Source organism: Nostoc sp. FACHB-190 (genome assembly GCF_014696905.1).
Lineage (GTDB): Bacteria > Cyanobacteriota > Cyanobacteriia > Cyanobacteriales > Nostocaceae > Nostoc_B.
The window spans coordinates 24,182-38,246 of sequence record NZ_JACJQW010000018.1 but is presented as its reverse complement, the minus strand read 5'-3'; the positions used below and the strand labels follow the sequence as shown (position 1 = coordinate 38,246).

Here is a 14,065-nt window from a genome sequence, read left to right as displayed (position 1 = left end):
AATATCACTGATGAAAATGATCGGTTCTCACTTTTTGAGTGAGAACTAATTTTTTAGTACTAGTAGATACATTTACATATCGCTTTCTGCTCAAAATGCTAAATTAAATGTCACCAGATTTCCCGTAGCCATTTGATAGTAGCAATAACTTTTTGGGTACATTGATAATCAGCCATCAAACAACTCAAAACTAATTCCTACTGATTTTACGTATATTGACTGAAAGTATTTATTGTCTTGAGTGCCAGCAGATAATTACTGGCTGTTACAGAAGTTCTGATGAACAATGTCCACCATACAGACTTCTAACTTCTAGAGTTAAAACTAAGTTTGGCGGTGACGGTGTGAGGATTTACCAATAGATACGTGGACATATTGACTGCTTCTAGGAACAGAAATTAGGAGAAATGACTGTGAAACTACACTGGTTACTCACCGGTACTATTGGAACAATCTTTTTACTATCGTCACCTGCTTTGGCAGCAAAGCTGGAATCTTGGCGCTTTGATGCTAGGCAAAACCGCTTAGAATTTAATACTTTGGGAGCGGTTCAACCCAAAGCCCAACTCATTTTCAATCCCACTCGCTTGGTAATCGATTTACCAGATACAGATTTTGGCAGACCACAATTAACACAACCTGTTGGTGGCGCAGTGCGTTCAATTCGGGTGGGACAATTTGACCCCCAAACAGCCAGAATTGTTGTCGAACTGGCTCCTGGTTATACTATTGACCCCCAAGCAATCAAATTTATTCCTACTAATGGTAGTCGTTGGTTAGTACAGTTACCGACACCAACCACCATACCCATTACTTCATCAGCAGATATTTCACTCCAGCCAGAACCCCAGCCTTTAGAAACAACACCTAATTCCAACTTTCCCTCCAGAAATATCTATTCTGTTGTCAAACCCGACCCAGTAACATCAAATACCAGACCCCTGGGTAACACTCTCGCGGCTGTAACTCAACTAGAAAGTTTGCGAGTCACCGGCGATGGTTTTTTTGTTCGGACTAACGGTGGTAATCCCCAGATTCAGGTAAATCGCAGTTCTGACAAACGCGCAGTTCATATCGATATTGCTGGTGCGTCTTTGTCTTCTGCTTTATCATCACAAGATTTATCGGTGAATCGTTATGGTGTGAGTCGGATTCAATTTTCTCAGTTACAAACCAGACAACCAACAGCCCGCATAACTTTGTATGTGGAACCCAATAGTCCCGACTGGCGAGCCAGTAATAGTAGCGTTGGCGGGTTTGTAATTATACCAAATCGGCTAGGGAAGTTACCAGGAAATAGCGATAGCAATGTCATTTCCCAAGTTAATGATTCACCCGCCATCATTCAAGCGGTGGAGTTAGCTGAGAATGGCACACAACTGTTAATTCGCTCTAACAGACCTGTATCTGCTAGGGGTGGCTGGGATCGATCCTCTGGTTTATTTCGGATTGCGATCGCCAATTCTCAATTAGCCCCCAGAGTTATCGGCCCTACTTTAAATGCCAATAGTCCCATTTTGCGGGTACGTTTGCAACCCCAAGATGATTCTGTCAATATTTTGATTCAACCAGCTGCGGGAGTCCAAATTGGGGAAGTCAACCAAGTTAGTAATCAGTTGTTGGCTGTACAGTTACAACGCACTCGCCCAGCTACACCACCAATAGGTTTTCCGCCTCTACCTCCAATTGACAATATCTCAGTAACACCGCCAAACCCAGTCCCCAAAGGTAAACTTATAGTAGTGATTGACCCTGGACATGGTGGTAAAGATTCTGGCGCTCCTGGTTTGGGCGGATTATTAGAAAAAGATGTGATTTTACCCATTGGTAAACGAGTCGCTGCAATTCTAGAGCGCAATGGTGTACAAGCAGTCCTCACCAGAGATGCTGACTTTTTTGTTGAACTTCAAGGAAGAGTAGATATTGCTGAACGCGCCAATGCAACTTTATTTGTGAGTATCCATGCTAATTCTGTAGATAATCGCCCTGATGTGAATGGCTTAGAAGTATATTACTACGATAGTGGTTATGCTTTAGCTGAAGTAGTTCGTAAAACTATTCTGGAAGATATTGGCACAATTAAAGACCGAGGCACACGCAAAGCGCGATTTTATGTCTTGCGAAAAAGTTCTATGCCCTCGATTTTAGTAGAAACAGGTTATATGACTGGTCGAGAAGATAATCCCCGCTTAGGTTCTCCAGAATATCAAAATCGCATGGCAGAAGCGATCGCGCGTGGTATTCTCAAGTACTTACGCCAAAGGTAAGAATACAACCAATCTCAAAATATAGTACAAGTTTTTAATTAATGAGGTGATATTTGCAGAAGTTCAGCAGTCAGAATTAATCAGTAGAGGTCTTAAACCCGCTATTTGTAGAAAAATCTTTCACTTATTCTGACTTCTGACTCCTGAGTTCTATTTGCCAAACTAGTCAGTTCACAAATTGTCTGCTAAATTCTGTATTTTAATTGCTAAAACCTAAATCAATATCTGCCTGTGTATTCATCTTCCATTTTTGAAGGTAATCTTTACGATTTTTCTGATAAAGAACCTCAACGCGCCCCTATCGGGGTTTTTGACAGTGGTGTGGGTGGGTTAACGGTACTGCGACAAATTTACCGCCAACTACCAAACGAATCGATTATTTACTTTGGTGATACAGCGAGGCTACCTTACGGGATTCGTTCTCAAGCCGAAATTCTTCAGTTTGTGCGCGAAATTCTCTCTTGGATGGAGCAGCAAAAAGTCAAAATGGTAGTGATGGCTTGTAACACCAGTTCCGCCCTCGCTTTAGACATTGTTCGTCAAGAATTTAATCTACCAATTTTGGGCGTAATTCTCCCTGGCGCGAAGGCGGCGGTACAACAAGGTAAGCGCATTGGTGTAATTGCTACCCCAGCTACAGCTAAAAGTAATGCTTATAAGCAAGCAATTCTCGAAATTGACCCCGAAGTACAAGTTTGGCAAGTTGGCTGTCCAGAGTTTGTCCCACTGATTGAGCAGAATCGCATCAATGACCCTTACACTACTGAGGTAGCCCGTTCTTATTTAGAGCCTTTACTTCAGCAAGAAATTGATACTTTAGTCTACGGCTGTACTCATTATCCCCATTTAGCGCCAGTACTGCGATCGCTACTTCCCAGCTATGTCAAATTAGTTGACCCGGCTGTTCACGTTGTCGGTGCTTGTTCTCAAGATTTAGAGTTGCTGGGCTTAACTAATACTCACCCGCCATTACCAACGCGCTTTGTTGTTAGCGGTTCTCCCCAACAATTTGCTCAGTCCGCAGTCCAATGGCTAGGTCATACCCCATTGGTCGAAGTTGTAGATTTAAATAACACAGTTGTTTCCCAACTCTCATAAACCAAAATGAAGTATGAAACTTCAGAAATTTCATACTTCATATATAGGACTCATATTTGATTCCAGATAAAACTTCTTTCCTACTCCCCACTCTCTACTCCCTACTCCCTGTATACACAAGTAGATTTGGGAATCAAACCCTATTCCTATAATTCATGTGACTATTGACTCGTGACTGTTTACCACCTCAGTTACTTGTGAGGTTACAGATATCTCCTGCTGATGTTTCTCATGATTCTTGGATTTTGAGAAAGAATTCTGAGCAACAGATTTTTGACTACTGCGCTTTGCTAGTGCTAATAATAGATAAACAGTGAATAAATACCCAGCAGCTAAAATAAAAATCATCATAGGCATATTAGCGTAAATCATTGTTCTACCAACTTTTTTCCCCGAAAAATATCAATTTTCATCCCATACGTAGAACTTCAACCATGCAAGATCATTCTTGATGGTCGCAGTTTGCTATGCTAAATCTGCCGTAGAGTTATGAAGCTCTTCGGTCAATCAAGTTAACTATTTAATTGAAGTTATTTGCAGACAATAAATCCCACAACGGTAAATTTGCCAAATGGCATAATTAACCGCGCTCCTCAGCAGTTTACTTAGTCTGCATTATTGCTTTTCACACCTCTGTGGTAGGATATACCACGACTCCCAGCGCAAGCTGCAAGCCGAAAACGAAATCCTGTAAGGACATCGCTTCACTCCATCCCAAGAAGTTTATCTGCCACTACAGAATCACAAGAAATAAGTCTCTTGGTTTTATGCTGTTGGCAATTAGCTATTCTGGATTCAAAACAACGAGCAGGTAACGCCACCAAAAAGTGCTTTACCTCCACGCTGTCAATACCTGAAAAATTTAAAATCCCTACATTTTAGCGTAACACAATGAACCTGACTTTTAAGCCAAACTTGAGGCTAAATTTTGAATTTTTTAGCAGGTTAAATTCACGGATGCCACAAGTTTTTCTTTGATTAAAAATATTATTTTTGTCTTATTGGAGCATAAATCATCAAAACCTAACACCCTGTTAATGTAGTTATTATTACCCAGGTTTAGGGATGTTAAATATAAATTTATAGTAAAAATCAAAGATATTCCTCAAGAATAATGCTTACTGAATTAGCCGACTCAATTATTTAATTTTCTTATACTTGTATATATACTTAGCATACTGAAAAAGACAGAAAATTCTGAGTCTAGAAAACATAAACCACTCATCGGGAATCGTCGCTAGAACCATTGATAAAAATTATGATTCTCCCAAACTGACTTGTTATATTTCTTTATATAATCTACTCGTAGCAGCAGATAATTTTACGCTTAATAATTATTAACTATAAGTTTGTATATTTAAACATGCTGTGTAGCAACCATGCTGTGATGCAGTTCTCAGATTTCTTTGGGAACTACAAAAATTTTTTTCATCAAGTTTAAGACCGCTAAAACAGCCTGTTTGCCTTGACAGTAGGGCAATAGCTGTGATTGTCATTTAACGAGAAAGCAAGTATTCTCTCAGCAAAACTTTGCGCTGGCACATGGTTATCTTAAAATGAGTATAGGATATGTAAACTTTCGTAACCTAAGCCAGAGTCCGGCCATCCATGACCCCAGCTACCTCCCTGTTTACCCCTGTGGAAGCAGATTTGCAAATACTAGCCGATAACCTGAAGCAGCTAGTTGGCAATCGCCATCCCATTCTTTTTGCCGCAGCCGAACATTTATTCGGAGCTGGGGGAAAGCGCATCCGACCAGCGATCGTCCTGCTGATATCGCGGGCGACAATGTTAGAAGAAGAAATCACCCAGCGTCACCGCCGTCTAGCCGAAATCACAGAAATGATTCACACGGCCAGCTTAGTGCATGACGATGTGGTAGATGAGTCACAGATGCGCCGTGGCGTAGCGACTGTTCACAGCTTGTTTGGCAATCGCATTGCTGTCCTCGCAGGAGACTTTCTCTTTGCTCAATCATCTTGGTACTTAGCAAATTTAGACAATTTAGAGGTAGTCAAACTCCTCTCCGAAGTCATTATGGATTTGGCGACTGGAGAAATCCAGCAAGGGATGAACCGCTTTGATAGCGGCTTGGCAATAGAAACTTACCTGCAAAAGAGCTATTACAAAACTGCTTCATTAATTGCTAACAGTGCCAAAGCCGCAGGATTACTGAGTGATGTTAGCCCAGAAATTGCCCAGCACTTGTATAACTATGGGCGGAATTTGGGTTTAGCGTTTCAGATAGTGGATGACATCTTAGATTTCACCAGTACTACAGACACTCTAGGTAAACCAGCAGGTTCTGATTTAAAAAGTGGTAACTTGACCGCACCTGTTTTATTCGCCCTAGAGGAAAAACCATATTTAGAAGTGCTGATTGAACGCCAGTTTGCCCAATCACAAGATTTAGAGCAGGCCTTGGCATTGATTCACGATAGTCAAGGCATACAGCAAGCGCGGGAATTAGCTGCCCATCACGCCAAATTGGCTGCTGAAGACATTGCGATTCTGCCCCCATCAGAATCACGCCAAGCCTTAATTGACATCACTGAATATGTGTTGAGTCGGCTTTATTAAAAATTTTTAATCATAAAGTTTTGATGTTGGAGTTGGGATTCAAAAAATTGGAGATGTATCCAAGGATTCCCAACTCCAATTTTTTTTAAGCAATATCTGGTGGTATTTTTCTGGAAGTTTTTTTGGGTTTGAGGCTTTGTTTTAGTTGTTTTTGAATGGTTTTTTCCAACTGGGAACGCTGCACTTCAAAAGTATGGGCTAATGTTCCAGGTGTTTCTAAAAAAACTATGCTATCTACGGGTGCTAGGGCAATTAATTGGAACAAAATATGGGTGACAGCAATGGGTGTGGCCACCACTTGAGGGTCTCGCCCAGCAGATGAAATTAGGGAAACATCCTGTATGGTAGAAAAAGCGTAAATCACCTGCTTCTCCAAACTTGGATCTGTACGGTGGCTCAATGTAGTTAAGACCCAGCTTCCCTCCTTTTGGAGAATATAGTACTGGGAGTGGCGTAATTGTTGAGCGATCGCACGAAAAGCAGGAGCAATTGCTGTAACAAGATGAGGTGAAATACCATCGCGGGGTGCATTGTCGATCAGCAATTGAATTTGTGTTTCTAAATCCATAATGACTTGTCAACGGCTTTTGGGTAATGGCAATCACAGCAGGTTAAAGTGTGAAAAATTCCCGCCAAGTTGGGAATAATAAAATCAGCTATATCCTGAATGCAGGATAGACCTGCGTTTAGCTTCAAGGCAAAACGCAAAAAGCCAATACCTACAGTCGTACAGGTTGTTTCTATATATGTTAGGGTCTTTTAAACACCGAGACTATGAATTCAGCCGCAACCGCAACTATTCCAACCGCAACTTTTCTGGGAGAACATACTATCGGCGTGGAGGTGATCTTTCAACTCCTGTACAAGGAGTTTCGGCAATCAACCAAAGCCTCAGAACAGAATTGCCATGATGTGGCAACACGTATTACTACCGAAGTATACAGAATTTGCAGCGAAAGTAAACGCATCCAAGCTTCCGGTGCAGTAGAAAGCTCCGCAATGACCCTAGCCAGACATCGGCTGCAACAATGTCTGAGATACTATCAGTTGGGTTCCAATAGAGGCAGAGTTGAATTACACAGTACTCTGAGCGCCATTATTTATCGTTACATTAATCCTCCCCAGAAGCAATTAAGCTATCAAGGGCGGCTGACTATCATAGAAGATTTTCTACAAAGTTTTTATCTAGAAGCATTAAACGCTTTCCGACGAGAGAATCAATTGGGTACTACTTATCGTCCCCAAACTCTCTTGGAATTGGCAGAATACATGGCCTTTACCGAACGCTATGGTAAACGGCGCATTCCCTTACCTGGTCGTCAGCAACAATTAATTATTTTGCGGGCGCAGACTTTCTCTCAACAACAACCTCCCGAAACCAGCGTTGATATTGAACAAGCGGCGGAAGGTAGTTCTGGTGATGGTGATGGTTCTTGGGAAGAACCCGCAGTCCAGCAATTACGTTCTACAATGGCCACACAAGCAGAACCAGAACCTGAAGAAGATACTTTGCGTTCGGTTGTGATTACCGAGTTAATGAGTTATTTGGAGCAGAAACAACAATCTGATTGTGCTGATTATTTCTCTCTCCGACTTAAAGATTTATCCACACAAGAAATTGAGGCAATTTTAAATCTCACTCCTCGTCAGAGAGATTACTTACAACAACGCTTCAAGTATCATTTAATTAGGTTCGCTTTATTACACCGTTGGGAACTAGTACACGAATGGTTAGAAGCTTCTTTACACACAAATTTGGGGTTGACTCCCCAGCAATGGGAAGCCTACACCTCGCAGCTAGACGAGAAACAACGGTCTTTACTCGACTTAAAACAGCAAGGACAACCCGACGATAAAATTGCAAAAACTCTAGGGTTATCAATGGCACAACTGCAAAAACGCTGGTTTAAGGTTCTGGAACAAGCTTGGGAAATTCGTAACTCATTAGTGTCCGGATCAGGTGCATCTACTCATGAATAGTGACTCAGAATCCTTAAAAAACCAATTACTCACTTGGCTGTTAGCAGATGATGTTAACACCAGTGAGTCTAACCTGGTCGAGTTTAAGGAAATAGACGGGGTAGAAAACTCTCTTCAACAAGCAGCCACTTTCGCCAGTGGCGATCTAGAGTTGGGAGGGGTACCCCAAACCTTTAAACTGGGAGATATTCCTACTGTGCAAGACCGTTTCCAAGCCGTACTCAAGCGTCGTTTACAAACCGAAATCGAAAACCAGCCTCCTTTGTTTCCTTGGGAAACACAATTAATGGAATATCCTGAGCGTTTGGAAGAGCGATCGCTCAGTTTAGTTCCTGCCTGGGGTTGGAAAGCACAACAATCTAAGCTGAATCTGCCAATTAATTTGCCAGAAACAGTTTTCCGCGAATTACTAGAAAAGTGCCAAACACTGTTAACTGCTTCACTGCCTTTGGGAGCTAAATTAGTTCAGGCAGTGGAAGACTTCTTCCCACAAGAATCTTCTTATGCACTGAATGATATTGCTGGTTTGGTACTCAGAAGTACTTATCGGTCTGCGGATGTTCTCGATCAAAAACTCAACATCGAGAGCGATTACCCAGATTTACAACCGCGTCAACAAATGGCATTGTCTTTAATGGCTGCCAAACAACTGCTAGAAAATTTAAGTCTGCCAGTGACACCAAACAGTCCAGTGGTAGAAAGACAATGGTTGACAAGTGAAGGTTTGTTGACTTTGCGGGTTGAATATCAATCTCGTGGCAAACACACTCAATTACGAGTTGAGGCTGATTTACCCACCAAAGGAATTGTGACATTGCGAGCTGATGGTACTTTGGCAATGGCTCAGTCTTCTAGTGCGGGCTGCTTGAATGTTGAGTTATCCTGTCAGGAATTTAACCCAACCTATACTTTAGAAGTTGAGTTTCCTGAAATAGACCAACAGCCTTTGTTATTTGTGATTAATCCTACAATCTAGTCCAGATCAAAGACATCTGAGAGATTAAGAAAATTATTGTGGTTTTGGAGCTTATCTTTTTTAATAAGCGATCATTAGGGCTTCTACGTTTTTTTAAACGATCATTAGGGCTAAAACTATGAGACTCCCAAAGAATGCTGAGGGGAGTTACTGCTATCTGAACCAGAATTTCGGCAGGTTATAGCAGAAGGCAGTGGTTCGGCTCCTTTCGACTGCGCTCAAGGCAAGTCGCTCACCAACCAGAGCTAAAAGCTTTGCTATGCCTGGTATTCGTGCTTTTTAAATTGCCTCACTTATACTTCGACTGCTATATAAGTTACAACTAGGTAGATAGTTTAACTTAGCCAGTTTGAGATTTGCAATTTTAAATTGGTGATTGAACCGTCCAAAATCCAAAATTGTTTGACTGCATCTACACCTGACCTTGTAAATGTTTAACTTATCCAGGATTGATTGGTCTTCGCGTCTACCTATAGTTAATAGTTGGCGACAAAATATCCAGACTGCACCTGTAATGGTAGTGGAAGATTCGGTTCCTCTGCGGGTGCTAGTTTTTGGGTTAATTGTGATGGGAATTGTGGCGGTGGATATTGCCGCCGATACCAAATTTAGTTTTTGGGCTGTCCCTTTAAGTGTTGTCGGGGGAATTTGGAGTTACCGCTATCGCCGCAGCCAAAATATTCCCGTGAAGTTCTGCATCGCCATTGGGATGCTAGTGTCTTTGGGTGCGTTCTTTGGGCAAGTACTGGGAGAATTAAACGATACGCGGCTGGCTTTAGCAGAGTTATTAATTCAACTGCAAATACTCCATAGTTTTGATATGCCCAGACGCAAGGATTTGGGCTATTCAATTGTGATTGGTTTGATTTTGTTGGGTGTCGCGGCAACCCTGAGTCAAACTTTGGCTTTTGCACCTGTACTATTGTTGTTTTTAGCGATCGCCTTACCAACTTTAGTCTTAAATTATCGTTCCCAAATCGGGTTAGATGAGTCAAAAGTTAAAAGGGAAAAGGCAAAAGAATCACAATTAAAATCATATTTACTTTTTTACTTTTTACTTTTTACTTTAATTGTGGGGCTAGGGTTAGGAATTTTTGCGGTTCTACCCCGGTTCCCTGGTTATCAATTACGGACATTTCCCGTTAGTTCGCCGATTGAAGTTAAGGGCAGTTTTACCGGACGCAGTATTATTAATCCTGGTTATGTGCGTCAAGGCAATGCGGAAAATCAAGGCAATGGTACAGAAAACAGTCAAAATGGTCAACCAGGAAAATTAAACGATAGTTTTTATTATGGCTTTAATAGCCAAATGAATCAAAACCTGCGGGGAAGCATGACATCCAAGGTGGTGATGCGGGTGCGATCGCAGGTGGAAGGTTTTTGGCGGGTATTAGCATTTGATCGCTACACAGGTAAGGGTTGGGAAATTTCCCGCAATGATAATGTTACTACCCTCAAGCGATCGCCTTGGTCTTATCAAATTTATCTGTCTCCACCTCCCACCACCGCTAAAACCAGAGAAGTCGTACAAACCTATACAGTGGTAGCAGATTTGCCGAATTTGATTCCGGCAATGTCTTACCCCAAAGAAATTTACTTTCCCACCCCGATTATTGCTGTTGATCAGGAAAATGGACTGCGATCACCAGTTGCTTTAGCGGAAGACTTGACTTACACAGTGATTTCCGAAGTACCTTACCGCGATCGAACTGTGTTAGGTAAAGCTACTACTAACTATCCAAAAAACATTACAAAATACTATTTGCAAATTCCACCAGAAATTTCACCCAAAGTCCGCAAATTAACTGAAGAAATTCTGGCGAATTACCATCGCAATAATGTATCTAAGGTGTCAAAAACTTTAGATGCAACTTATGAAAAGGTACTTTATCTAGCCCAATACCTCAAGCAAAATTATTCGATTCCCCAAAATCCCTTGGAGTTTCCTTATTTGGGAGACAAAGAAGATTTAGTAGAAGCTTTCTTATTTAAATATCAAGGCGGCTATCCAGACCATTTCTCAACTGTGTTAACAGTCATGCTGCGTTCGATTGGGATTCCCGCGCGGTTAGTGGCGGGGTTTGGTGCCGGCGAATTTAATCCGTTTACAGGAATGTATGTTGTGCGTAACACCGATGCTTACGCAATGACAGAAGTTTACTTTCCTAAATATGGTTGGTTTACCTTTGACCCCATTCCCAATCATCCCTTAATTCCCCCTTCTGTTGAAGACTCCCAAACCTTTAGCGTTTTGCGGCAATTCTGGAATTGGGTGGCTGGGTGGCTACCTTCCCCTGTGACGGGCTTCTTGAACACGTTCTTTGGGAAACTCTTGGGTTGGATATTTAAAGCGATCGCTTGGTTTTTTGCTTTATTCGCTCAAGGTTGGCTGGGTGTGTTAACTGGCTTAACTTTGGGAACTACAATTGCTTTCTTTGGCTGGCTGGGTTGGGTACAGTGGCGGAAGTGGTTAAAGAGTCGGTGGTTGAGTAAATTACCACCAATGGAAAGGCTTTATCAACAAATGCTGCAATGGACAGCCAGCAAAGGTCTAGGTAAGCATCCGTCACAAACACCCCTAGAATATGCCCAAGTGTCATATCAACATCATCCACCAGCCACAGCCCAAGTCATCGATGAAATTAGTCAGGCTTATGTGACTTGGCGCTATGGTGGGCAGACTCCCAACTTGCAACAATTACGCCAAAAATGGCAAGAAATCAAAAAAGGACACAAGAGGTAGGGGCGCAGGGTGCAGAGGGGAGAATCTTCTCCAATTCCTCCTTGTCCCCCTTGTCCCCCACACTCCCCACACCCCCCACACTTCCCACACCTCCCACACCCCCCACACCTCCCCTTTCAAGGGCAGGCTTTTTTTATTAGACAAATTTTTGGGCTTTTAAAACCAAAATTATTGTCTGAACAGTTAAAACTACGTTTCATAATTGAGAATATTCTCAACTATTTATCGAAGGTTTAAAAACCTGCCCTTGAAAGCCACACCTCCCACACCCCCCCCACCCCCCACACCTCCCACACTCCCCACACTCCCCACACCCCCCTCAACGGCCATAGATTACTTCCTCACAATTACGCATGTGCCTACGGGAGGATTTTCAGTATATTTCGCAAATAAACAGCTAAAAAAAGCATAGTTTGTCTAAAAACTAAAGAAAGCTAGATGTGATGCGTTGTAACTCCAGTTTTTTAGGGATAACATGGAAATAAAATCCTTACTGGATTCTCGTACCACATTTAGTCTCAGTTATTTTATGGACATTCAATTAATAAATATCGGTTTCGGCAACATTGTCTCAGCTAACAAAGTAGTTGCGATCGTCAGCCCAGAATCTGCGCCAATTAAGCGGATTATCACCGATGCGCGGGAAAAAAACCAGCTGATTGATGCAACTTATGGTCGTCGGACAAGGGCTGTAATTATCACCGATTCTAATCATGTCATCCTTTCCGCAATTCAGCCCGAAACGGTAGCAAACCGATTCGTGATTTCCCGCGATCACCATACGGTAGATAATTAACCAAGGATAGTTGACAAACGACTATTCTGTTTGCACCATATCGGCAGTACTATGTGAATTAGACTGGTTTTCTGTCACCAGTGCTACAAATTCGTGAGTCGAGGTCAGCCTGACAACGAACTCCAATGCAAAAATCATGATTGTTGATTAATTCACAGGTTGAACGGATGATGCAAGTTTTACCCATCCAGACTAGTGCTACTACCACAGAATGCCCACCTACAGGCAAGTTAATTGTTTTAACTGGCCCTAGTGGAGTTGGCAAAGGCACCTTAATGCGATCGCTGTTGCAGCGTCATCCGCAACTGTATTATTCTGTATCCGTGACAACTCGTTCTCCTCGCCCCGGAGAAATTGATGGCAAAAATTATTACTTTATTAACCGTAATAAATTTGAACAACTGGTTGCTCAAGGTGAATTTTTAGAGTGGGCGGAATTTGCGGGGAATTATTACGGTACTCCGCGAGAAACTGTAGTCAATCAAATTCAGTCTGGTAAGTTAGTAGTGCTGGAAATTGAGTTAGAAGGAGCAAGACAAATTCGCGCTTCCTTTCCTAATGCTCTCAGCATTTTTATTTTGCCGCCTTCTTTTGATGAATTAGAAAAACGGATACGTGGCCGTGGACAAGACTCTGAAGAAGCGATTTCCCGTCGCCTAGTCCACGCCAAGGCGGAAATCGCTGCTGCTGATGAATTTGATATTCAAATTGTCAATGACGATTTTGAAACAGCACTTGCAGCGATCGAAGCCGCGATATTTGAATAATCACACACCAAGCATTTTTAGCACCAAATAATTAAGGACACATATTTCTATGTGTCCTTAAAATTTTTTGATGAATATCCATTTTTTGATAATGTAACTTCTAAAAAAACTAGCCTCTAGTATATATCGGCGGAAATAAACAGACATCTGGAATTGCTAAAAGGCTTGTGGTATCAATATTTTTTCTTTTGACTTTTGACTTTTGACTTTTGCCTTTTTGTACTAGCCCCTAGCCCCGCATAGCTTGGCAAATGGTAATCAGTAATTAGAATTACTAATCACTAATTACCAATTACCAAAAACCAATTAGCCGATTAAGCCTTGAATGAGTGCAATATTGCTAGTTAGGAAGTAAGCAACTACTGCACCACCAATGCCACCAATTAAGAAAGCACTAGCAAAGTTGTTCCAGCCTTCTTTAGATAGGAAAGCATCTGGGGCTGAAGCGCCAGTTACACTGTTCAGGGCTTTGGGAGGATTGCTATTGGCATATAAAGATAAACCACCTGTCAGAAAAATTACTAGGGCGATCGCACCTAATAAGCCTGCTAGGTTAGCGTTTTCTGCACTACGCAGTGGGCCATATTTAGCGAAGGGGCCAAATATCCAGTAGCCATGTGCCATACCAACTTCTAGCCCACGTCTGAAAGGAGTTAAACCTAGACGATAAGCTGGCAGGTTATTGATGAACCACTTGATTGCGGGAGAAGAATTAACAGGGGTTTCGAGATTACCCAACTGAGGATCACCACCTGCGGGAAACACGACTTCTCTGTTTCTCACATCGCTGGGTGAATTTTTAGATGCGTCTACTGCTTGCGCCATAATTCGATGTTCGCCTCTCAATTACACATGCAA

11 protein-coding genes are annotated in these 14,065 nt (G+C 42.0%); 8 read left to right on the top strand and 3 right to left on the bottom strand.

Features of this window, described 5'->3' with window-relative positions:
* The first annotated feature begins 413 nt into the window (after positions 1-413).
* Together H6G28_RS19435 and murI are read left to right on the top strand one after the other, a co-directional pair.
* Positions 414-2,267 (top strand): N-acetylmuramoyl-L-alanine amidase, encoded by a 1,854-nt coding sequence (locus tag H6G28_RS19435; RefSeq protein ID WP_190673284.1) that lies wholly within the window; start codon positions 414-416, stop codon positions 2,265-2,267.
* A 231-nt stretch (positions 2,268-2,498) separates the two neighbouring features.
* Positions 2,499-3,365 (top strand): glutamate racemase, encoded by an 867-nt coding sequence (murI, locus tag H6G28_RS19430; RefSeq protein WP_190595081.1) that lies wholly within the window; start codon positions 2,499-2,501, stop codon positions 3,363-3,365.
* Between the two features lie 153 nt (positions 3,366-3,518).
* On the opposite strand, the gene H6G28_RS37830 is transcribed toward murI, so the two are convergent.
* Positions 3,519-3,737: a hypothetical protein gene (locus H6G28_RS37830; protein WP_242048568.1), complete on the bottom strand. Its 219-nt coding sequence runs from the start codon at positions 3,735-3,737 to the stop codon at positions 3,519-3,521.
* Positions 3,738-4,973: 1,236 nt separating this feature from the next.
* On the opposite strand from H6G28_RS37830, the gene sds reads away from it, so the two are divergent.
* On the top strand, positions 4,974-5,945 hold the full coding sequence (gene sds, locus H6G28_RS19425) for a solanesyl diphosphate synthase (protein ID WP_190595082.1): 972 nt from the start codon (positions 4,974-4,976) through the stop codon (positions 5,943-5,945).
* An 85-nt stretch (positions 5,946-6,030) separates the two neighbouring features.
* Here sds and H6G28_RS19420 read toward each other — a convergent pair whose 3' ends face one another.
* The gene (locus H6G28_RS19420; RefSeq protein ID WP_190595083.1) at positions 6,031-6,513 is read right to left on the bottom strand and encodes a hypothetical protein; all 483 of its coding nucleotides are present in this window, start codon (positions 6,511-6,513) and stop codon (positions 6,031-6,033) included.
* Between the two features lie 206 nt (positions 6,514-6,719).
* Here H6G28_RS19420 and hetZ point away from each other — a divergent pair, with 206 nt between their 5' ends.
* The 5 genes from hetZ to gmk all read left to right on the top strand — a co-directional run bounded on the left by hetZ (position 6,720) and on the right by gmk (position 13,207).
* Positions 6,720-7,925, top strand: coding sequence for a heterocyst differentiation protein HetZ (gene hetZ / locus H6G28_RS19415; protein WP_190595084.1), 1,206 nt, complete (start codon positions 6,720-6,722; stop codon positions 7,923-7,925).
* Positions 7,918-8,901: a PatU gene (locus H6G28_RS19410; protein WP_190673281.1), complete on the top strand. Its 984-nt coding sequence runs from the start codon at positions 7,918-7,920 to the stop codon at positions 8,899-8,901. Before hetZ ends, H6G28_RS19410 begins: the two co-directional genes overlap by 8 nt.
* Before the next feature lie 430 nt (positions 8,902-9,331).
* On the top strand, positions 9,332-11,644 hold the full coding sequence (locus H6G28_RS19405) for a transglutaminase TgpA family protein (RefSeq protein WP_190673278.1): 2,313 nt from the start codon (positions 9,332-9,334) through the stop codon (positions 11,642-11,644).
* Positions 11,645-12,173: 529 nt separating this feature from the next.
* Complete coding sequence (gene remA, locus H6G28_RS19400) at positions 12,174-12,440, top strand: extracellular matrix/biofilm regulator RemA (protein ID WP_062296698.1); 267 nt, start codon at positions 12,174-12,176, stop codon at positions 12,438-12,440.
* Between the two features lie 167 nt (positions 12,441-12,607).
* Positions 12,608-13,207 carry a guanylate kinase gene (gmk, locus tag H6G28_RS19395; protein ID WP_190673275.1) on the top strand — a complete coding sequence of 200 codons (600 nt, stop codon included), beginning with the start codon at positions 12,608-12,610 and terminating at the stop codon, positions 13,205-13,207.
* Positions 13,208-13,513: 306 nt separating this feature from the next.
* Here gmk and H6G28_RS19390 read toward each other — a convergent pair whose 3' ends face one another.
* Positions 13,514-14,032, bottom strand: a complete 519-nt coding sequence (locus H6G28_RS19390) for a photosystem I reaction center protein subunit XI (RefSeq protein WP_190595024.1) — start codon at positions 14,030-14,032, stop codon at positions 13,514-13,516.
* Positions 14,033-14,065: the final 33 nt, after the last annotated feature.